This is a genomic window from Streptomyces sp. NPDC093085 (assembly GCF_040683935.1).
Classification (GTDB): domain Bacteria; phylum Actinomycetota; class Actinomycetes; order Streptomycetales; family Streptomycetaceae; genus Streptomyces.
The window spans coordinates 516,950-537,506 of record NZ_JBFBFB010000002.1 but is presented as its reverse complement, the minus strand read 5'-3'; the positions used below and the strand labels follow the sequence as shown (position 1 = coordinate 537,506).

Here is a 20,557-nt window from a genome sequence, read left to right as displayed (position 1 = left end):
GTGTCCACCTTCCTCGCCCGCCGGGTCGTCACCGCCCTCGGCACCCTCCTGCTCTCCTCCGTCCTCGTCTTCCTCGCCGTCCAGGCGCTCCCCGGCGATGTCGCCACCCAGGTCCTCGGCAAGGACGCCACCCCCTCCGCCGTCGCCGCCCTCCGCGACAAGCTCCACCTCGACCAGCCCGCCTGGGAGCGCTACTACCAGTGGGTCAAGGGCGCCGTCCAGGGCGACTTCGGCACCTCGCTCGTCTCCGGCAAGGCGGTCGGCGGCGAGGTCGCCCAGCACCTCGCCAACTCCCTGCTGATCGCCGGGGTCACCGTCCTCTTCGCCGTCACCGGCTCCCTCGTCCTGGGCATCGTCGCCGGGTACTACCGCGACCGCTGGCCCGACCACCTCATCTCCACCGTCAGCCTGGTCGGGATGAGCGTCCCCGAGTTCGTCGTGGCGACCCTTCTCGTCCTCGCCTTCTCGGTCGCCCTCCCGCTCTTCCCCGCCGTCGTCCTCTACGGGCCCGGCGCCACCGTCGGCCAGCTCCTGCCCGCCGTCTGGCTGCCCGCCACGGCGCTCGCCGTCGTCATGGCCGCGTACATCGTCCGGATGGCCCGCACCTCCGTGATCGACGTCCTGGCGAGCGAGTACGTCACCACCGCGCGCCTCAAGGGCCTGACCACCTGGCGGGTCGTCACCCGGCACGCGCTGCCGAGCGCGCTGCTCCCCACCCTCCATGTGATCGCCCTCAACGTGGCCTGGCTGACCGGCGGTGTCGCCGTCGTCGAGAACGTCTTCAACTACCCGGGCATCGGCAAGCTGATGCTCTCCTCCGTGCAGAACCGGGACCTGCCCGTCATCCAGGCCGTCGCCCTCATCAGCGCGGTCGGCTACGTCCTCTGCAACCTCGCCGCCGACCTCGGCGCGATGGCCCTGAACCCCAAGCTCCGTATCCGCGCGGGGAGGACCCGATGAGCGAACACCCGACCCCCTCCGGCCCGGCCACCGCACCCCCGGCGGCCCCCGACGCGCCCCCCGCACGCCCGGGGCTCACGGCGCGCGCCTGGCGCACCGTACGCTCCTCGCGCGCCGCTTCCCTCGGCCTCGCCGTCGTCGCCGTCCATCTCGCCGTCGCCCTGCTGGCCCCGCTCCTCACCCCGTACGCGCCCACCGTCGGCGACCCCGCGCACGCCCTCCTCGGCCCCGGCGCGGACCACTGGGCCGGCACCGACCAGTACGGGCGCGACGTCCTCACCCGGGTGCTGTACGGCGGCCGGTACGCGCTCGGGGTCTCGCTCGCCGCGACCCTCCTCACCGTCGCCGCCGGCACCGTCCTCGGCTGCGCCACCGCCCTGCGCGGCGGACGGGTGGACGACGCGCTGATGCGGGTGCTCGACGCGGTGCTCTCCGTCCCCTCGATCCTCGCCCTCCTCGTCGTGGTCACCGCGCTCGGCTCCGGGCCCGCCGTCATCGTGCTGGCCGTCGCCGTCGTCTACATCCCGCAGGTCGTCCGGGTGGTGCGCGGCGCGGCCCTCGCCGTCGTCCCCGCCGACTATGTGACCGCCGCGCGCGCCCGGGGCGAGTCCACCTGGTCGGTGCTCCGCCGCGAGGTGCTGCCCAACATCACCGACGTGGTCTGTGTCGAGTTCGCCATGCGCGCCTCCTGGGTGGTGCTCCTCATCAGCTCGCTCTCCTTCCTCGGCTTCGGCGCCGACCCGCCCACCCCCGACTGGGGGCTGATGGTCGCCGAGAACCGCACCGCCATCACCGTCGTACCGATGGCGAGCCTCGCTCCGATCATCGCCCTGGCCACCCTCGTGGTCGGACTCAACCTCGCCGCCGACGGCCTCTCCAAGGCCTGGGGCGTCGACCGGATACGGGAGGGCAACCGATGACCCCGCACACCGCCGAAGGCCCCGCCGCCACGCCCGGCGCCCGTACCGGCACTGCGAAGGACACCCCGCTCGTCGCGGTCGACGGCCTCCATGTCGCCTACCGCTCGGGGAGCCGCGACATCCCCGTCGTCCAGGACGTCTCCCTCGACGTAGGTCCTGGCCGGACCCTCGCCCTGGTCGGCGAGTCCGGCAGCGGCAAGTCCACCGTCGCCGCCACCCTCCTGGGCCATCTGCGGCACGGCTCCCGGATCACCGCGGGCACCGTCCACATCGACGGCAAGGACGTCTTCGCGCTCCCCGCGCGGGAGTTGCGGCGGCTGCGCGGCGGTACGGTCGCGATGGTCGCCCAGAACGCGGGGCACGCGCTCACCCCGTCCATGCGGGTCGGCCGGCAGATCGCCGAGGCGCTCCGGGACGAGGACGCCGCCCGGCACTCGGTGACCGACCTCCTCGAACAGGTACGGCTGCCCCGCCCCGCCGACCTCGCCCGCCGCTATCCGCACGAACTCTCCGGCGGCCAGCAGCAGCGCGTCGCCATCGCCATGGCCCTCGCCGCCCGGCCCCGGCTCCTCGTCCTCGACGAGCCGACCACCGGCCTCGATGTCGTCACCCAGCGCGGCGTCCTCGACCTGATCGGCGCCCTCCGCGACGAACTCGGCCTCGCCGCCGTCCTGGTCAGCCATGATCTCGGGGTCGTCGCCCACCTCGCCGACCAGGTCACCGTGGTGCGCGCGGGCCGGGTCGAGGAGAGCGCTCCCACCGCCCGGCTCTTCGCCGCCCCCACCGCGCCGTACACCCGCCGGCTCCTCGCCGGGGTGCCCCGGCTCGCCGACGAGGGACTGGCGCTGGTCACCGAGGACGGCGCCCGGGAGATCCGACCCCGGGCGGTGGTGCCCGCCGACGCGCCCGAGGCGGTCGCCGTCCGGGACGTCACCCTCGACCACGGCACCACCCGCGTCGTCCACGGCGTCTCCTTCACGGTGCGGCGCGGCGAGATCCTGGCGCTCGTCGGGGAGTCCGGCAGCGGCAAGTCCACCCTGGCCTGGTCGCTGGCCGGGCTGCACACCCCGTCCGGCGGCACGATGACGGCGGTGGGGGACGCGGGAGGCCGTACGGGAGCGGAGGGATCCGGAGACTCCGATTCCGCCGGTACGGGCGGGACCAGCGGTTCCGGCGGTACGAGCGGTACGGCCGCGACCGGCGGCGGCGACCTCACCGCGCCCTCCCGCAAGCGCCCGCGCGCCCTGCGCCGCAGGATCCAGCTCGTCTTCCAGAACGCCGACACCTCCCTCAACCCCCGCCGCACGGTGGGCGACGCGGTCCGCCGCCCGCTCCGCGTCTTCGGTACGGCCGCCACCCGCACCGAGGCGGCGGCACGGGCCCGCCGCCTCATCGCCGATGTCCACCTCCCGCCGGAGTTCGCCGAACGGCTCCCCGCCCAGCTCTCCGGCGGCCAGCGGCAGCGCATCGGCATCGCCCGGGCGCTCGCCGGCGAACCCGATGTGCTCATCGCGGACGAGATCACCACCGCGCTCGACGTCTCCGTCCAGGCCGAGGTGCTTCGGCTCCTCGACGACCTGCGCCGGGAGCGCCGGCTCGCCTGCCTCTTCATCAGCCACGATCTCGCGGTGGTCCGGGGCATTGCCGACCGGGTCCTGGTGCTGCGGCACGGGGTGGTGGTCGAGGAGGGCCCCACGGACGCGGTGTTCGCCGCGCCCGCGCACCCGTACACCCGCCGTCTGCTCGCCGCCGTACTGGAGCCGGACCCCGAAGCGCGCACCACGGCCCCGGACCCGGAGGAGTGGCGGGACGCCGCCGGCGGGGACGGCGTCTGGACCGAGATCACCAGCCGCCACCGGGTCCGCCGCTGGCGCCCGGCGGACGACTGACCCCGGGCCCCGCGCCCGCCCGGCCCCGGCCCCCGGCTCCGGCCCGCGCCCGCCGCCCGCACCCCCAGCGAAGAGGACCGAAGAGGACCCCGTGAAGTACCGAGAGACCTACGACCGGAAGATCCTCACCGAGGACGTCTGGATCCCCACCCGGGACGGCACCCGGCTGCACGCCCGGATCTGGCGCCCCGTCGACGCGGTCGCCGACCCCGTCCCCGCCCTCCTGGAGTACCTGCCGTACCGCAAGAGCGACTGGACCGCGCCCCGGGACGCCCAGCGCCACCCCTGGTACGCCGGGCACGGCTACGCCTCCGTACGGGTCGACCTGCGCGGCAGCGGGGACTCCGAGGGCGTGATGCTCGACGAGTACACCGCGACCGAACTCGCCGACGGAGTCGATGTCGTCGACTGGCTCGCCGGGCAGGCGTGGTGCACCGGGAAAGTCGGCATGTTCGGCATCTCCTGGGGCGGCTTCAACGCCCTCCAGATCGCCGCGCTCCGCCCCGGTCCGCTCAAGGCGATCGTCACCGTCTGCTCCACCGACGACCGGTACGACAACGACGTCCACTACATGGGCGGCGCGGTCCTCGGCATCGACATGCTCGCCTGGGCCGGCACCATGCTCGCCTTCACCGCCCGGCCCCCGGACCCCGCCCAGGTCGGCGCCGACCGCTGGCTGCCGATGTGGCGCGAACGGCTCGACGCGCTCACCCCGTACCTCCCCACCTGGCTCGCCCACCAGGAGCGGGACGAGTACTGGCGGCACGGCAGCGTCTGCGAGGAGTACGCCGCGATCGACGCCGCCGTGCTCGCCGTCGGCGGCTGGGCGGACCCGTACCGGGACACCGTGCTCCGGCTGGTCGAACATCTCGACGCGCCGGTACGGGGGCTGATCGGCCCCTGGTCGCACCAGTACCCCGACCGGGGGCTGCCGCCGGGCCCGGCGATCGGCTTCCTCCAGGAGACGCTGCGCTGGTGGGACCAGCACCTCAAGGGCGCCGACACCGGGGTCATGGCCGAGCCCGCGCTGCGCGCCTGGATCAACGACCCGGTCCCGCCCGCCACCTCGTACCCGACGATGCCCGGCCGCTGGGTCGCCGCCGACTCCTGGCCCACCCCCGCCGTCACCTGGGACGAACGCCCGCTCGGCGCGGCCGGCGCGGACCCCGTGACCGTCCGCTCGCCGCACCACACCGGGGTGGACGCGGGCCGCTTCTTCCCCTTCGGCAACCCCACCGATCTCCCGCCCGACCAGCGGGCCGAGGACGGCCGCTCCGTCTGCTTCGACTCCCCGCCGCTGACCGAGCGGACCGAGATCCTCGGCAGGCCCCGGGTCCGGCTCCGCCTCGACTCCGCCACCCCGCGCGCCCATGTCATCGCCCGGATCTGCGATGTCGCCCCCGACGGCTCCGCCACCCTGATCACCCGGGGCGTCCTCAACCTGCTCTCCCGGCACGGCAGGGAGCGCTCCGACCCCTGGCACCCCGGCACACCCGAGGACATCGAGTTCGAACTCAACGCCACCGGCTACGCCTTTCCGCCCGGACACCGCGTCCGGGTCGCCCTCTCGGACACCTACTGGCCCTGGGTCTGGCCGCACGGCGAACGCGGCGCGCTCACCGTGTACCCCGGCGCCAGCGCCGTTCTCCTCCCGGTACGGGACCCGGCCGACGACACCGGGCGCCCCCCGATCCGCTTCGAGGAACCGGAACAGGCCCCGCCGCTCCCGGTCACCACCGCCACCCCAGGACCGGCCGCCCCGCCCCGCCCCGAGCGGCTGGTACGGCACGATGTCGCCACCGGCGAATGGACCCTGGAGGTCGACCCGAACTACGGTGGCTCGCGCACCTATCCGGACGGCCTGCGGTACGAGGAGAGCGCCCGCGAGACCTACCGCATCCGCGAGGACGACCCCCTTTCGGCCGTGGCGACCTCGCACTGGACCATCCGTCTGAGCCGCCCGACCGGCTGGGACACCCGGATCACCACGAGCACCGAACTCCGCGCCACCCCGACGGAGTTCATCATGAAGAGCACCCTGCTGGCAGAGGCGGACGGAGAGACAGTGGCCGAGCGGTCATGGCACCACACCACCCCCAGGACCTCGGGATGACGGCCAGGACGCCCCGCCGGGCCGTCGCCGCCGCCAGCCGCACCCGCCAGCCCACCGAGGTACGCCGCAGGCTGATCGCGGAGGCGGCGGTGCCGCTCATCGCGGAGCGCGGCTCGGCGGCCGTCGGGGTACGGGACGTGGCGGCGGCGGCCGGGGTGTCGGTCGGCACGGTGACGTACCACTTCGAGAGCGTCCAGGAGGTGCTCTCCGAGGCGATGGTCCTCCACATCGAGCGCTACTACGCGGCCCTCAGCGCCTCCGCCGCCCGGGCCGGCGGCGCCGCCGAGGGCCTGCGCCTGCTGACCGACGCGCTCTTCACCGACGACACCGACCGGCACTGGCGGATGTGGTTCGACTACTGGCACGCGGGCGACCGCGACGAGGCCTTCGCCCGGGGCCAGGCCGAACGGTACGAGAACTGGCACGGCGAGATCCGCGCCCTGGTCGAACGGGGCCGCGACGAGGGCGACTTCCACTGCCCCGACCCGGCCGCCTTCACCACCCGCTTCGCCGCGCTCGCCGACGGCCTGGCCCTCCAGCGCCTCCGCCAGTCCCCGCCCCTCACCACCGAAGAGGCCCGCCGCCACCTCCGCCGCCTGATCGAGGCGGAACTGGAGCAGGGCGCCTGAGCCGGGGCCATCAGGCGGCGGGGGCGGCGAGCCGGCCCGCCGCCCCCGGCCATGGCCGGGGGTCGGTCACGCCGTCCCGGCCGGCGGCGTCCTCCTCGAACCACCCCGTTCCCACGAGCCAGGTCTCCAGCCAGGCCGCGAGGCCCGGGGAGTCGAGGAACCAGCACCGGTCCCAGGGGCCGCCGCCGTGGGCGTTCGGCTCGAAGAGCAGCACCTGGCCGTCCTCGTGGCGGCAGTCGACGGCAGCGTACATGGCGCACCCCCAGGTCAGGATGGGGACGACGCCCTCGGGCCAGACCGGGTGGGCCGCTCCGGCGGACTCCTCGCGCCAGGTGAGGTAGGCGCCGACGACGCTGTCGGCCGGACCGGACAGGGGGAGCAGCCGGTAGTCGGGGCCGAAGCCGCCGTCGGCTGTCTCGCGGTACAGGCGGGCGAGGAGGGGGTGGAGCGCGAAGCCCAGGCGCGCCTCGGCCTCCGCGAGCCGGGCCGCGTCGACGGGCGGAGGGAGGGCACCGGTCTCCGCGGCGGCCCGGGCCGCGACACGTCGTACGAGACCGTCGTGGCCGGTCGGAGAGGTCGGGGCGGTCAGGGACGTCGGGGGCTTCGGGTCGGTCGGGTCGGTCATGACGGCGATGGTGTCAGAGGGCACTGACAACGCGGGGGTACGGGGCTCAGGCGGCCCGCGCGGGCGCCTCGGCGCGCCGTGACCGGTGGGACATCCAGGCGGCCACCAGGGCGCCGGAGATGTTGTGCCAGACCGAGAAGACCGCGGCGGGCAGCGCGGCCAGCGGGCTGAAGTGGGCGGTGGCCAGGGCGGCGGCGAGGCCGGAGTTCTGCATGCCGACCTCGAAGGCCATCGCCCGGCTCGCCGGCCGGCCGAGGCGGGCCAGCTTGCCGGCGCCGTAGCCGAGGGCCAGGCCCAGCCCGTTGTGGAGGACGACGGCGACGAACACCAGCAGCGCGGCGGACTTGATCGCCGTCGCGCTGCCCGCCACCACGATCGTGACGATCGCCGCGATGGTCACCGCCGACAGCCACGGCAGCACCCCCAGCACCCGGTCCACCAGCTTCCCGGCCAGCAGCCGCAGCGCCAGACCGGCGAGGACCGGCAGCAGGACCGTCTTGAGGATGTCGGTCACCATCGCTCCCGCGTCGACCGGCAGGAACTCGCCCGCGAGCAGCAGCGTCAGCGGCGGCGTCACCAGCGGGGCCAGGACGGTGGAGACCGTGGCGACCGAGACCGACAGCGCCACATCGCCCCGCGCCAGATACGTCACCACATTCGACGAGGTGCCGCTCGGCGCGCACCCCACCAGGATCACGCCCGCCGCCAACTGGGGCGGCAGATGGAGGGCGTTGGCGATCAGCCAGCCGAGCCCCGGCATGATCACATAGTGCGCGACCAGCCCGAGCCCGACCGCCCACGGCCGCCGCGCCACCCCCTCGAAGTCCTTGGGCGTCATGGTCAGCCCCATGGCGAACATGACGACGCCCAGCAGATACGGCACCGAGACCGTCCACCCCGCGAAGGTGCCCGGGGTCACCAGACCCACCACGGCCGCGGCGACCACGAGCAGCGGGAAGACGGTGACCGCCCGCCGCGCCGCCCGGTCGGTGGCCTCGGTGGCGGGGACGGGCGGGGTGGACAGGGTGGACGCGTCGGGGGCGGACGAGTCCGGGGGAGGGTTTTCTTCTGATCGCACCGCGTGATGGAACGCCTCTGCGCGCCATTGCGCAACACCGTCTCGGTATGTGGTTACGGCGACCACTGGGTGGGACGGAGGGGTGGCGGTGCGGGGTCGGGGGGGGCAGGGGCCGGGGCCGGGGAATCCGGAGGGGGGTCCGCTCAGGTGTACTGGTTGGTGGTCTCCCAGGGCTGGGGCAGGGGCGTCGTCTGGTGCCAGTGGCTGACGATGCCGTTCCAGTCGTGCTGCGCGGTCGAGGTGCTGTCCCACGGGGAGGCGTGCGGCGGAACCTGCTGCCAGGCGATGTCGTCATTGGTCCGCGGATACGGCACGGCGGAGCCGGGCACGCCGGGGGAGTGGCCGTTCAGCTCGCTCCCCGGGGCCGCGTCCAGCCGCCGGTGGCGCCCGGTGCGGTCCTCGTGGGGCGCGGGCTGGTTGAGCCGCCCCTCGGCGGAGAGCCGCTGCGCACGGGCCACCAGATGGGCCAGTTCCAGGCCGAACTCCGAGGCCAGCGCGGTCAGATCGAGCCCGGTGTGCCAACTGCCCACCAGCACCGCGTCCAGCGCCGCCGACCAGGCGGGGTCCGCGACCGGCACGGTGGGCGCCGGGACCTGCTGCGGCCCCGGTACATGCGGCTGCGGGACCGGGGCCCCGGGCTGCTCGACGGGCGGGAACTCGCCCTGCTGGGGCCCCGTACCGAACCCGCTCGCGGCCGGCCCGGCCGGGGACTCGACGACCGGGCCCGGCTGCTGGTCGTCCGGCTCCACCGCGAGGAGATGCTTGGCGACCGCCCGCGCGTCGTCCTTGCCGACGGTGCGCCGGGCGAGCCGCACCTCCCGCTCGTTGAGCCCGAGCAGATTCGCCACCGCGCCGTCGCTGCCGACGGTCACCGCGAACGCGGCGAGCATCCGGGTCCGGCCCGCCTGCGCCTCGTCGAGAATCCCCTGCGCTTCCCGGACCTGGTCGTCACTGCCGCAGAAGGCCGCGGCCAGCACGGAGTGACGCTCCCACAACTCTCTGGGTTCCATGCCGTGCTCAACGGCCCCTGAGGCCTTATGGGTCGATTTGCCGTTATAGATCACTACATCGAGTGCTATTTCCTTCAACCGCTCATCCCGGACCCCTCCGGAGCCGAAAGGCGTCCGGGCGCCAGCGGTCCGGCAGGGCGTCGTGCCTGGTCAGGGGGCGGCTTGGACAAGATCAGGAGAACGCGCCGCTGTACGCGTTCAGCGCGGGCTGGCCGCCGAGATGCGCGTAGAGAACGTTCGAGTCCCTGCCGATCTCGCCCGTTCGGACCAGATCCATCAGCCCGGCCATGGACTTCCCCTCGTACACCGGATCGATGATCATCCCCTCCAGCCGGCCGGTGAGCCGGATGGCCTCCAGCGTGGACGCGACAGGGACACCGTAGAGCTGCCCGGCCCACCCTTCACGTACCTCGATCTCCTCGTCGCGCAGGTCGCGCCCGAGCCCGATCAACCCGGCCGTGTGCCGGGCGATCCGGCCGACCTGCTCACGGGTCTCCGCGATCCGGGCGGACGCGTCGATCCCGATCACCCGGCGGGGTCGGTCCTGCCCGGCGAACCCGGCGATCATCCCGGCGTGCGTCGAGCCGGTGACCGTACAGACGACGACCGTGTCGAAGAAGACCCCGAGTTCGGCCTCCTGGCGCTCCACCTCGTACGCCCAGTTGGCGAAGCCGAGGCCGCCGAGCGGGTGCTCCGAGGCGCCCGCCGGGATCGGGTACGGCTTCCCGCCCTCGGCGCGCACCTCCTCCAGCGCCCGCTGCCAGGAGTCCTTGATGCCGATACCGAAGCCGGCGGAGTCCAGCCGGACATCGGCGCCCATGATCCGGGAGAGCAGGATGTTGCCCACCTTGTCGTTGACGGAGTCGGGCCAGTCGACCCACTTCTCCTGGACGAGGCGGGCCTTGAGCCCCAGATGGGCGGCGACGGCGGCGACCTGACGGGTGTGGTTCGACTGGTACCCGCCGATGGAGACCAGGGTGTCCGCGCCCTGCGCCAGGATGTCGGGGACGAGGTACTCCAGCTTGCGGGTCTTGTTCCCGCCGTACGCGAGCCCGGAGTTGCAGTCCTCGCGCTTGGCCCAGACGGCCGGGCCGCCCAGATGGGCGCTGAGCCGCTCCAGCCGGTGGACCGGGCTCGGGCCGAAGAGCAGCGGATGGCGCGGGAAGTCCTCGATCGGCATGGGGGTTCCTCTCGCTCGGTTGTACGGGGGTGGGAGACAGGGGAGCGGTTACGGCGCCGGTGGGCGCGGCCGGCGGGCCGGGAGGCCAGGGCTCAGCGGGCCAGGACCAGGCCGTGGCCGCCGGAGACCACCGGCTCGGGGGCGGGTTCGGCGAGGGTCATCCAGGTGGCGTGCGCGACCCCGGCCGCGGTGGCCGTGTCGCCCGTCGCGCAGGCGTCGATCATCCGGTCGTGCAGCGCCACGGAGCCGAGCCCGGCGGCGGAGGAGAAGCGGACCCGTTCGACCCGGCGCAGCAGCGGCCCGTACTGGTCGAGCACCTCGGTGACCACCGTGTTCGCCGCCGCCGTCACACAGACCTGGTGGAGCGCGTCGTCGGCGGCGAGCGCGCCCGCCACATCGCCCCGCTCCAGCGCCGCGGCGAACGCCTCGTTCGCGCTCCGCATCGCGGCGATCTCCGCCGGGCCGAGCACGGGCGTCGCGAGCCGGACAGCCAGTTCGTGGAGGGCGGCCACCACCGGCTGGGCGTCCCGGACGGCGGTGGCGTCGAGCTCGCTCACCCGGGTCGACCGGCCCGGCCTGGTGACCACCAGACCGCTCCGCTCCAGCCGCATCAGGGCCTCGCGGATCGGCGTCCTGCTCGCCCCGATCCACCGTTCGAGCTCGCCCTCCCGCAACTGCTCCCCGGGGCGGAGCGTGCCGTCCACGATGGCGTCGCGCAGGGCGGTGAAGGCGCGGTCCCTGAGCAGGACGCGGGCGGTCAGCGGGGTCTCGGGTACCGGCATGCAATATATTGCACGGCGGCCCGCCGACCCCTGTCAAGAGCCGGGCGGAGCCGCCGCCCGGCGCCGGCTCCTCAGTCCCGCGCCCCGGAGCACTCCCCGCCGGAGCCACCACCAGGGCCACCACCGGGGCAGCCGCCGGGCCCGCCACCGGCCCCGCCGCCCGCCGCCCCCCGCGCCGCCGCCGGCGGCCACACCCCCGGGGCGAGCACCCCCGTCGCATACGCCCGCGCGACCAGCGCGGCCCGGTTGCCCACGCCCCACCTGCGGGAGAGCCGCCCCAGGTGATAGGCGACCCCGTCGGCGGTGAGCCCGACCTCCCGGGCGATCTGCGCCGTCGTACGGCCGCTCGCCACCAGCACCAGGATCCGGGTCTCGGCCGGGCCCACCCCGCCCGGGGCGGCGGCTCCCGCCCGTACCGACTCGTCCCGCGCGGCGGCCTCCGGGGGCGCCGGGCGCTCCCCGTCCACCCGCAGGAGCAGCAGCAGAACGGCGTCCGATTCGTGGCCGAGCAGGTCGACCGTCAGCGCGCCGTACCGCTCCCCGCCGCCGGGCACGGGCCAGGACACCTCGACCGCGTAGCGGGACCTGCGGCCCTGCCGCAGCGCCTCCGCGATGGGGCGGAGCGTACCGGGGCCCTCCGTGCGGAACAGGTCCAGCGCGCTCCGCCCGAGCAGCCGGCCCGGCAGCTCGCCCCACTCGGCGGCCATCGCCGGATTGGCCATCAGGACGCGCCCGTCGGGGGCGCAGAGCGCGAGCGGCGCGGGCAGCCGGTCGAAGAGCGTCAGAGCGCGGTTCCGCCAGGCGACCGCGTCGCCCGGCCACTCCGTGGGCGCCCCTTCGTACCTCACCCCACCGGCCCTTCTCACGGCCTCGCGGTCCTTCTCATGACTCGGATCCGAAAGCAAGACCGAACCGTCCTTCGACACTACAGGAACGTGTAGCGGCGGTACGGGCCGACGAGCCACCCCCGCGCGAGAGTGGGAGCAGTTGCCGAAGGCGCCGGGTCCCGCCCGGCCACGCCCCCACCGCAGCGGAAGGTGAACCCGCATGACCGAGACCGTGTCCCCGCCGCCCACCGAGGCCCCCGTGCCCGTCGTCGATGTGACGCAGAGCTCCGGCCGTACCCTCCCCGTCCAGCAGCACATGGAGCTGATGCGCCACCACGGCCCGCTGGTCGTGGCGCGCAGGGGAGGCCGTGACCTCATCCTGGCGGGCGGCATCGACACCGTCACGGAGCTGGCCGACGAGAAACGGTTCAGCAAACTGGTGGGGCCCGCGCTGGTCAACGTCCGGGAGTTCGCCGCCGACGGACTCTTCACGGCGTACAACGACGAACCCAACTGGGCCAAGGCGCACGACATCCTGATGCCCGCCTTCTCGCTGGGCTCCATGCGGACGTACCACCCGGTGATGCTGGAGGTCGCCCGCCGGGTGACGGCCGCCTGGGACCGGCTCGCCGAGGCGGCCACCCCGGCCGACGTCTCCGACGACATGACCCGGATGACCCTGGACACCATCGGACTCTCCGGCTTCGGCTTCGACTTCGGCTCCTTCGAACGGGAGGGCACCCACCCCTTCGTGGCCGCCATGACCCGCTGTCTGGAATGGTCGATGACCCGGCTGATGCGCGACCCCGACGCCGACCACAGCGAACGGGACGCCGCCTTCCGCGCCGACGCCGCCTATCTCGCCTCCGTGGTCGACGAGGTCATCGCCGCCCGCACCGCCGCCACGCCCGCCTCCGGCGACCCGGCGGAGGCGAAGGACCTGCTGGGGCTGATGCTCACCGCGCCCCACCCCTCCGACGGCACCACGCTCTCCCCGGAGAACATCCGCAATCAGATCATCACCTTCCTGATCGCCGGTCACGAGACCACCTCCGGCGCGCTCTCCTTCGCCCTCTACCACCTCGCCAAGGACCCGACCGTGCTCCGCCTGATGCGGCGCGAGGTGGACGAGGTGTGGGGCGACGACCCCGACCCCGACCCGAGTTACGAGGACATCGGCCGGCTCCGCTACACCCGCCAGGTCCTCAACGAGGCGCTGCGCCTCTGGCCCACTGCCCCCGGCTTCGGCCGCCAGGCCCGCGAGGACACCCTCCTCGACGGACGGCTGCCCCTCCGCGCCGGGGACGGCGTCATGGTCGTCACCCCCGCGCTCCACCGCGACCCGGCGGTCTGGGGCGACAACCCGGAGCTCTTCGACCCCGCCCGGTTCGCGCCGGAGGCCGAGGCGGCCCGCCCGCCGCACGCGTACAAGCCCTTCGGCACCGGCGAACGGGCCTGCATCGGGAGGCAGTTCGCCCTGCACGAGGCGACGATGCTGCTCGGACTGCTGGTCCACCGCTACCGGCTGATCGACCAGGACGACTACCAGCTCACACTCAAGCAGACCCTGACCATCAAGCCCGACGGCTTCACCCTCACCCCGGTGCGGCGCACCCCCGCCGACCGGGCCGCCGACCGCGCCGCCCTCCCGGCCCCGGCCGCCGCGACGCACTCCGCCGGAACGCGCGACGGGCAGGCGCCCGCACGGGAGGACGCCCTGCCGGTACGGGTCACGGCCGGCACCGGCGCGCTCCTGCTCCACGGCACCAACTACGGGACCTGCCAGGACTTCGCCGGACAACTCGCCGCCGTCGCCGAAGGACTCGGCTGCGCCACCCAGGTCGCCCCGCTCGACGCGCACACCGCCGCCCTCCCCACCGACCGGCCCGTCGTGATCGTCGCCGCCTCCTACAACGGCCGGCCCACCAACGACGCCGCCGCGTTCGTCCGCTGGCTGGAGGAGGCGGAGCCGGGCGCCGCCGACGGGGTCACGTATGCCGTCCTCGGCGTCGGCGACCGCAACTGGGCCGCCACCTACCAGCGCGTCCCCACCCTCATCGACGACCGGCTCGCCGCGCTCGGCGCCACCCGGCTGCTGCCCCGCGCCGAGGCCGATGCCTCCGGCGAACTCACCGCGGCCTTCGACACCTTCGCCGACGACCTCCGCACCACCCTGCTGGAACTCCACGGCGACCCCGGCGCCACCGGGGCCTCCGCCACCACCGACGGCGCCACCGGACCCGCGTACACCGTCACCGAGATCACTGGAGGCCCGCTCGACGCGCTCGCCGCCCGCCACGGCATGGTCCCGATGACCGTCACCGAGAGCGCGCCGCTCACCCACGAGGACCACCCCCGGGTCAAACGCTTCCTGCGGCTCGCCCTCCCCGACGGCGTCACCTACCGCACCGCCGACCACCTCGCCGTCCTCCCCGCGAACGGCCCCGGCCTCGTCGAGCGCGCCGCCCGGGTCCTCGGCGCCGACCCCGGCACCGTCCTCGGCATCACCGCCCACCGCCCCGCCCGGGGCGCCGTCGCCGTCGACCGGCCGCTGACCGTACGCGAACTCCTCACCCACCACGTCGAACTCCAGGACCGGCCCACCGCAGCCCATCTGGCCACCCTCGCCGCGCTCGACCCCTGCCCGCCCGAGCGCGCCGCGCTCACCGCCCTCGCCGCCGATCCGGAGGCGCGCGCCGCCGACCACCGCACCCTGCTCGACCTGATCGAGGACCACCCCGCCCTGCGCGACGTCCTGTCGTGGCCGGTCCTGCTGGAGCTGCTGCCGCCGCTGCGCACCCGGCACTACTCGATCTCCTCCGCCGCCGGGCCGACCCCGCGCCACGCCGACCTGATGGTCTCGCTCCTGGACGCCCCCGCGCGCTCCGGGCGCGGCGCCCACCGGGGCGTCGGCTCGGGCCATCTCACCGAACTCCGCCCGGGGGACACCGTGCTCGCCCGCGTCCAGCCCTGCCAGGACGCCTTCCGGGTCCCGCACGACGCGGCCACCCCGGTCGTGCTGATCGCGGCGGGCACCGGGCTCGCCCCCTTCCGGGGCATGATCGCCGAGCGGCAGGCCCGCGCCGCCGACGGCCCCGCGCCGGCGCCCGCGCTCCTCTACTTCGGCTGCGACGACGAGGACGCCGACTATCTGCACGCCGGCGAATTGCGGGCCGCCGAGGCGGCCGGGGCGGTCGCCCTGCGCCCCGCCTTCAGCCGGCCCCGTACCGGAGCGGGCCGGTTCGTCCAGGACCGGATCGCCGAGGAGGGCGACGAGGTCTGGGCGCTGCTGAGCGCGGGCGCCCACGTCCGGGTCTGCGGGGACGGCGCCCGGATGGCCCCCGGCGTCCGCGCCGCGCTGCGCGCGCTGTACGTACGCCACACCCCCGGCGCGGACGAGGCCGCGGCCCGCGACTGGCTCCAGGAACTCATCTCCCGGGGGCGGTACGCCGAGGACGTCCACATCGGCGGCTGACCGCGCGTCCGGTCGAGGCCGCTCGGGTTCGACCGGGCCAGGTCGAGCCCGAGCGGATCCTCCACAACCGCTACCCAAACGGCTGGAAAGCGCGCAAAATAGGACTGTTGCGGCTCGATGCCGTCGACAGCGGTCAGACTTGCGCGAACGAAGGAGGCGAGTCGTATGGCCGACGTCTCACATGCGAGGGGCGACCTGTCCAGTCACCCCGATGTTCCCGAGATGCGCGCCCGGTACGGGCGGGTGCTCGGCGGGCGTGGCGCGGCGCTGCTGGACGGGCCGGTGTTCCTGGTCGGCCTGTTCTGCGCGCTGTCGCCGTGGATCATCCACTTCACCGGCAGCCAGCCGGCCCTCGCGGCCCACAACCTGATCATGGGGGTCGCGATCGTGGTGCTGGCCCTCGGCCTCACCCTCGCCCCGGTCCGGATGGCCGGGCTGAGCTGGGCCCTCTGCGCCATGGGCATCTGGATGATCATCGCGCCATGGATCGTCGGCAGCGCCCCCTCCGCGGGGGTCGTCTGGACCAACGTGGTGATCGGCGCGCTCACCTTCCTGCTGGGTCTGGCCTGCGCCGGTACGGCGGTGAAAGCACTGAAGGGAGCCCGCGGAGCGTGACCTGAAGTCGCCGTCGCCGTCCCCCACGGGTGAGATCATCGGACGATGAACCTCATCGACCTGGTGGACTCCCTCCTCGAAACCGCAGGCCCCGCCCCCATCGTGGTGGCCGGTGACCCCGTCCTGCGGCGCCCCTCGGCACCGTACGACGGGCAGTTGGGGGACGAGCGGCTGGCGCGGCTGATCGAGCTGATGCGCGCGACCATGCTCGACGCCCCCGGTGTCGGGCTCGCGGCCCCGCAGATAGGGATCCCGCTCCGGCTCGCCGTCATCGAGGACCCGGCCGAGGTGCCCGACGAGATCCGGGACATCAAGGGCCGGGTCCCGCAGCCGTTCCGGGTGCTGGTCAACCCGGCGTACACCCCGCTCGGCGAGCGCGTCGCCTTCTTCGAGGGGTGCCTCAGCGTCCCGGGGTACCAGGCGGTGGTGGCCCGGCACCGGACGGTCCTGCTGCACGGCGAGGACGAGAAGGGGCAGCGGATCGACGAGGAGTTCACCGGCTGGCCGGCCCGGATCGTCCAGCACGAGACGGACCACCTCGACGGCACCCTCTACCTCGACCGCGCCGAGTCCCGCTCCCTCTGCGCCAACCACCAGGTCGCCGAGCGCTGGGCCCAGCCCACCCCCGAACACGCCGCCCGCGAACTGGACTTCCCCGTTCCGTCCCGTACGGCCTGAGCCCCGGACCGCATACGGTCCGAGCCTCGCCCCGTGCCCCTCGCCCCGCGCCCCCTCACGTGACCGCTCCGTGGACAGGGGGGCGCGCGGGCGGGCGGGTCTGGGGTACCGTGCCCGCCATGGGTACACACTCTCTCTTCCGTGCGGTGGAGTCGCGCCTCGGCGACCCCCACGGTGTGTGCCCGCCCCGCGGCCTGAGCCCGTTGCGCCGCCGCGGCCGGGTGGGATCTCCCCCGGCGTCCTCCTGTACCTGCCGCTGACCCGCGCCCCGGGCCGGCCGCGCCCGTAGCCCCGCGCCACGCGCCGCCGCCCCGTCGGGCCCGGTCGGCGCCCCCCCCGCCGGACCCCGCCCGCCCTCGCGCCGTCCCGTCGCACCTCCGTATCCGTGCCGACCTGAGGAGACCCGTGACCACCACCGCCCAGCCCGTCACCGCCGAAGCCGCCGCCACCCCCGCCGCCGTACCGCCGCCCCCGCTGCGCGAGCACCGGATCCCCGCCGACGGGCTCTACGAGGGCCACCGCGAGCTGCGCCGCCTCCCCGAGGGGTGGCAGGAGCGCCCGTACGAGCGCTTCCGGCTGGTCCCGCTGGCCCGCACCATCGGCGCCGAGATCCACGGCCTCGACCTCTCCCGCCCGCTCGGCCCCGCCCTCCGCGACGACCTCGACCGCGCCCTGCTGGAGTGGAAGGTCCTCTTCTTCCGGGGCCAGCACCTCACCTCCGAGGCCCAGCGCGCCTTCGCCCTGAACTGGGGCGAACTGGAGACCAACCCGCTGCTCGCCACCGCCGGCGCGCCCGATGTCGTCCGGTTCGACCGCACCGCCGTACCCACCTTCGAGAACGTCTGGCACACCGATGTCACCTTCCGCGAGCGGCCCGCGCTCGGCGCCGTGCTGCAACTGCGCGAGGTGCCGCCGAGCGGCGGCGACACGATGTGGGCCGACATGGCCGTCGCGTACGACAACCTTCCGCAGGAGGTGAAGGAGCGGATCGACGGGGCCCGCGCCGTCCACGACTATCTGCCGGGCTTCGCCCGCTTCTCCTCCGCCGAGCACCTCGCCGCCTTCCAGGACGAGTTCCCGCCCGTCGAACACCCGGTGGTACGCCGCCATCCCGCGACCGGACGGCGCATGCTCTTCGTCAACACCTCGTTCACCACCCGGATCGTGGGGCTCGGCCGGGACGAGAGCGACCGGCTGCTGCGGTTCCTCTTCCAGCAGGCCCATGTCCCCGAGTACCAGGTGCGGTTCCACTGGCAGGCGGGGGATGTCGCCTTCTGGGACAACCGGGCCACCCAGCACTACGCGGTCAACGACTACGCCCCGCACCGCCGGGTCGCCGAGCGCGTCGCCATCGCGGGCGACCGGCCCTTCTGACCCTTCCGCACCGGCTTCCTGCCGGCTCCCCGCCGACACCTCACCGGCTTCCCCTGTACGGGGCCGGGCCTCGGCCCGGCCCCGTACGTACGCCAAGACCCGGCAAGATCCCTGTTCAGGCCCTTGACAGCCGCCGTTCACGCACATCAGGATGCCCGGGTGAACCTGTCAGACAGCCAGACAGCCGGGGGCGCCCCCCGAAGGATCAGTGCGATGGAAGCCGTGCTGACCCATTTGCGCGGCGCCATCGAGCGGGGCGAGTACGCGGTGGGGGAGAAGCTCCCCTCCGAGGCCGAGCTCTGCCGACGGCTCGAAGTGAGCCGGCCCGTGCTCCGCGAGGCCCTGCGGGCACTCCAGACGATGGGACTGACCGTCTCACGTACCGGAAAAGGCACCTTCGTCGTCTCCAGTGGCCCGGTGGAGGACCCCACCTTCGGCGACTACGCGGCGAGCGACCTCCTGGAGGTACGCCGCCATGTGGAGATCCCGGTCGCCGGATACGCGGCGGCCCGCCGTACCGCCGAGGATCTCGACCACCTCAACCATCTGCTGGAGCGGATGGAACACGAGACCGACACCACCGCGTGGGTGGCGATGGACACCCTCTTCCATCTCGCCGTCGCCCAGGCGGCCCAGAACCCGGTCTTCCGCCGGGTCATAGAGGAGATCCGTGACGCACTGGCCCGCCAGTCGGCGTTCCTCAACGAGCTCGGCGGACGGCGTGAGCAGTCCAATCTCGAACACCGGGCGATCGTCGAGGCCATCGTCGAGCGGGCCCGGCAGGACGCCATGGATGCCATGACCCACCACCTGGCGCGGGTCGAGTCGACCCTGACCACCATCGTGCGCTCCGGCCCCCGGACAGCACCCCCCGAAGAAGGCGTAGACCAGACGTGAGCGACCAGACCCTCCAGACGACCGAAGAGCGCGGACCGGAGAAACCACAGGCCCGGGAGGCCGCGCATGTGGACGCCGGTGACGCCGGCTACAGCAAGAGCCTCAAGTCCCGCCACATCAACATGATCGCCATCGGCGGAGCCATCGGCACCGGGCTCTTCCTCGGCGCCGGCGGCCGGCTCGCCAGCGCGGGCCCCTCCCTCGCCGTCGCCTACGCGGTCTGCGGCCTCTTCGCCTTCCTCGTGGTGCGGGCCCTCGGCGAGCTGGTGCTGCACCGGCCGTCCTCCGGGGCCTTCGTCTCGTACGCCCGCGAGTTCATGGGCGAGAAGGGCGCCTTCGTCGCCGGCTGGATGTACTTCCTCAACTGGGCCACCACCGGGATCGCCGACATCACCGCGGTGGCCACGTACACCCACTACTGGGGCATGTTCTCCGACATCCCCCAGTGGGTGCTGGCGCTCATCGCGCTCGCGGTCGTGCTGACCGTGAACCTGATATCCGTGAAGATCTTCGGCGAACTGGAGTTCTGGTTCGCGATCATCAAGGTCGGCGCGCTCGTCGTCTTCATGCTCATCGGGATCTTCCTGCTCGCCACCCAGCACCCGGTCGACGGCCACACCCCCGGCCCCTCGCTGATCACCGGCAACGGCGGGGTCTTCCCGGCCGGCATGCTCCCGATGCTGCTGGTCATCCAGGGCGTCGTCTTCGCGTACGCCTCGGTCGAGCTGGTCGGTGTCACGGCCGGGGAGACCGAGGACCCGGCGAAGGTCATGCCGAAGGCGATCAACTCCATCATGTGGCGCGTCGCCCTCTTCTACGTCGGCTCCGTCGTCCTGCTGACGATGCTGCTGCCCTGGAACAAGTACTCCGCAGGGGAGAGCCCCTTCGTCACCGTGCTCTCCAACATCGGGGTCCCGGCCGCCGCCGACGTGATGAACCTCGTGGTCCTCACCGCCGCCATGTCGAGCCTCAACTCCGGCCTCTACTCCACCGGCCGCATCCTGCGCTCCATGGCGATGTCGGGCTCCGCGCCCAGGTTCACCGGCGCGATGAGCCGGAGCCAGGTCCCCTACGGCGGCATCCTGCTCACCTCGGCCGTCTGTGTGCTCGGGGTCGGCCTCAACTTCGTGGTGCCCAAGGACGCCTTCGAGATCGTCCTGAACTTCGCGGCGATCGGCATCCTCTCCACCTGGGCCATGATCATGATCTGCCACCTCCTCTTCTGGCGGAAGACCCGGGCCGGGCTCCTCGACCGCCCCGGCTACCGGCTGCCCGGCTCCCCCTGGACCGAGCTGGTCACCCTCGCCTTCCTCTTCTCCGTCCTGGTCCTGATGTACGCGGACGGCGGCGCTGGCCGGACCACCGTGCTCTGTCTGCCCCTGATCATCGCGGCGCTCGTCGGCGGCTGGTACCTGGTACGCGACCGGGTCGGCACCCTCCGCGACGCCGCCGCCTCCGCACCCACCGGCGCCCCCGGCGACCGCACCACCGAGAGCTGATCACCC

The 20,557-nt window shown here is 73.9% G+C and carries 17 protein-coding genes; 11 read left to right on the top strand and 6 right to left on the bottom strand.

The features are described 5' to 3' along the window. From AB0O07_RS09060 to AB0O07_RS09040, 5 genes are all read left to right on the top strand, one after another. Positions 1–960 carry an ABC transporter permease gene (locus tag AB0O07_RS09060; protein WP_365630303.1) on the top strand — a complete coding sequence of 320 codons (960 nt, stop codon included), beginning with the start codon at positions 1–3 and terminating at the stop codon, positions 958–960. Further along, positions 957–1,880, top strand: coding sequence for an ABC transporter permease (locus tag AB0O07_RS09055; protein WP_365629321.1), 924 nt, complete (start codon positions 957–959; stop codon positions 1,878–1,880). The genes AB0O07_RS09060 and AB0O07_RS09055 overlap by 4 nt, the downstream gene beginning before the upstream one ends. Continuing rightward, complete coding sequence (locus AB0O07_RS09050; protein ID WP_365629318.1) at positions 1,877–3,769, top strand: ABC transporter ATP-binding protein; 1,893 nt, start codon at positions 1,877–1,879, stop codon at positions 3,767–3,769. Before AB0O07_RS09055 ends, AB0O07_RS09050 begins: the two co-directional genes overlap by 4 nt. A gap of 91 nt (positions 3,770–3,860) precedes the next feature. Continuing rightward, the gene (locus AB0O07_RS09045; protein ID WP_365629315.1) at positions 3,861–5,882 is read left to right on the top strand and encodes a CocE/NonD family hydrolase; all 2,022 of its coding nucleotides are present in this window, start codon (positions 3,861–3,863) and stop codon (positions 5,880–5,882) included. Next, positions 5,879–6,511 (top strand): TetR/AcrR family transcriptional regulator, encoded by a 633-nt coding sequence (locus AB0O07_RS09040; protein ID WP_365629312.1) that lies wholly within the window; start codon positions 5,879–5,881, stop codon positions 6,509–6,511. The genes AB0O07_RS09045 and AB0O07_RS09040 overlap by 4 nt, the downstream gene beginning before the upstream one ends. A 10-nt stretch (positions 6,512–6,521) precedes the next feature. Here AB0O07_RS09040 and AB0O07_RS09035 read toward each other — a convergent pair whose 3' ends face one another. The 6 genes from AB0O07_RS09035 to AB0O07_RS09010 form a co-directional block, all read right to left on the bottom strand. Beyond that, positions 6,522–7,136 (bottom strand): SMI1/KNR4 family protein, encoded by a 615-nt coding sequence (locus tag AB0O07_RS09035; protein WP_365629309.1) that lies wholly within the window; start codon positions 7,134–7,136, stop codon positions 6,522–6,524. Positions 7,137–7,182: 46 nt separating this feature from the next. Beyond that, positions 7,183–8,160: a bile acid:sodium symporter family protein gene (locus AB0O07_RS09030; RefSeq protein WP_365630300.1), complete on the bottom strand. Its 978-nt coding sequence runs from the start codon at positions 8,158–8,160 to the stop codon at positions 7,183–7,185. Between the two features lie 197 nt (positions 8,161–8,357). Beyond that, positions 8,358–9,224 carry a hypothetical protein gene (locus tag AB0O07_RS09025; protein WP_365629306.1) on the bottom strand — a complete coding sequence of 289 codons (867 nt, stop codon included), beginning with the start codon at positions 9,222–9,224 and terminating at the stop codon, positions 8,358–8,360. A 172-nt stretch (positions 9,225–9,396) separates the two neighbouring features. Further along, positions 9,397–10,404 carry a 1-aminocyclopropane-1-carboxylate deaminase gene (locus AB0O07_RS09020; RefSeq protein ID WP_365629304.1) on the bottom strand — a complete coding sequence of 336 codons (1,008 nt, stop codon included), beginning with the start codon at positions 10,402–10,404 and terminating at the stop codon, positions 9,397–9,399. Between the two features lie 92 nt (positions 10,405–10,496). Further along, the gene (locus tag AB0O07_RS09015) at positions 10,497–11,186 is read right to left on the bottom strand and encodes a GntR family transcriptional regulator (RefSeq protein ID WP_365629301.1); all 690 of its coding nucleotides are present in this window, start codon (positions 11,184–11,186) and stop codon (positions 10,497–10,499) included. Between the two features lie 71 nt (positions 11,187–11,257). Beyond that, positions 11,258–12,034, bottom strand: a complete 777-nt coding sequence (locus AB0O07_RS09010) for a PAS domain-containing protein (RefSeq protein ID WP_365629298.1) — start codon at positions 12,032–12,034, stop codon at positions 11,258–11,260. A gap of 199 nt (positions 12,035–12,233) precedes the next feature. Here AB0O07_RS09010 and AB0O07_RS09005 point away from each other — a divergent pair, with 199 nt between their 5' ends. The 6 genes from AB0O07_RS09005 (at position 12,234) to AB0O07_RS08980 (ending at position 20,551) form a co-directional block, all read left to right on the top strand. Then, positions 12,234–15,488, top strand: a complete 3,255-nt coding sequence (locus tag AB0O07_RS09005) for a cytochrome P450 (protein ID WP_365629295.1) — start codon at positions 12,234–12,236, stop codon at positions 15,486–15,488. 165 nt (positions 15,489–15,653) lie between these two features. Then, positions 15,654–16,103, top strand: a complete 450-nt coding sequence (locus tag AB0O07_RS09000) for an SPW repeat protein (RefSeq protein WP_365629292.1) — start codon at positions 15,654–15,656, stop codon at positions 16,101–16,103. A gap of 45 nt (positions 16,104–16,148) precedes the next feature. Then, positions 16,149–16,781, top strand: a complete 633-nt coding sequence (locus AB0O07_RS08995) for a peptide deformylase (RefSeq protein WP_365629289.1) — start codon at positions 16,149–16,151, stop codon at positions 16,779–16,781. A gap of 474 nt (positions 16,782–17,255) precedes the next feature. Continuing rightward, entirely contained in the window at positions 17,256–18,155 is a 900-nt protein-coding gene (locus tag AB0O07_RS08990; RefSeq protein ID WP_365630297.1) for a TauD/TfdA family dioxygenase, read from the top strand. A gap of 159 nt (positions 18,156–18,314) precedes the next feature. Continuing rightward, positions 18,315–19,052 (top strand): FadR/GntR family transcriptional regulator, encoded by a 738-nt coding sequence (locus AB0O07_RS08985; protein WP_365629286.1) that lies wholly within the window; start codon positions 18,315–18,317, stop codon positions 19,050–19,052. Positions 19,053–19,120: 68 nt separating this feature from the next. Next, a complete protein-coding gene (locus tag AB0O07_RS08980; RefSeq protein ID WP_365630294.1) occupies positions 19,121–20,551 on the top strand; it encodes an amino acid permease in 1,431 nt (476 codons plus the stop codon). Positions 20,552–20,557 lie beyond the last annotated feature (6 nt).

Excerpts from the sequence above, each read along its gene's own strand:
- AB0O07_RS08995 (WP_365629289.1), top strand. The coding sequence starts at position 16,149 with ATGAACCTCATCGACCTGGTGGACTCCCTCCTCGAAACCGCAGGCCCC.
- AB0O07_RS09020 (WP_365629304.1), bottom strand. The coding sequence starts at position 10,404 with ATGCCGATCGAGGACTTCCCGCGCCATCCGCTGCTCTTCGGCCCGAGC.
- AB0O07_RS09005 (WP_365629295.1), top strand. The coding sequence starts at position 12,234 with ATGACCGAGACCGTGTCCCCGCCGCCCACCGAGGCCCCCGTGCCCGTC.
- AB0O07_RS09025 (WP_365629306.1), bottom strand. The coding sequence starts at position 9,224 with ATGGAACCCAGAGAGTTGTGGGAGCGTCACTCCGTGCTGGCCGCGGCC.
- AB0O07_RS09015 (WP_365629301.1), bottom strand. The coding sequence starts at position 11,186 with ATGCCGGTACCCGAGACCCCGCTGACCGCCCGCGTCCTGCTCAGGGAC.
- AB0O07_RS09050 (WP_365629318.1), top strand. The coding sequence starts at position 1,877 with ATGACCCCGCACACCGCCGAAGGCCCCGCCGCCACGCCCGGCGCCCGT.
- AB0O07_RS09000 (WP_365629292.1), top strand. The coding sequence starts at position 15,654 with ATGGCCGACGTCTCACATGCGAGGGGCGACCTGTCCAGTCACCCCGAT.
- AB0O07_RS09035 (WP_365629309.1), bottom strand. The coding sequence starts at position 7,136 with ATGACCGACCCGACCGACCCGAAGCCCCCGACGTCCCTGACCGCCCCG.
- AB0O07_RS09040 (WP_365629312.1), top strand. The coding sequence starts at position 5,879 with ATGACGGCCAGGACGCCCCGCCGGGCCGTCGCCGCCGCCAGCCGCACC.
- AB0O07_RS09055 (WP_365629321.1), top strand. The coding sequence starts at position 957 with ATGAGCGAACACCCGACCCCCTCCGGCCCGGCCACCGCACCCCCGGCG.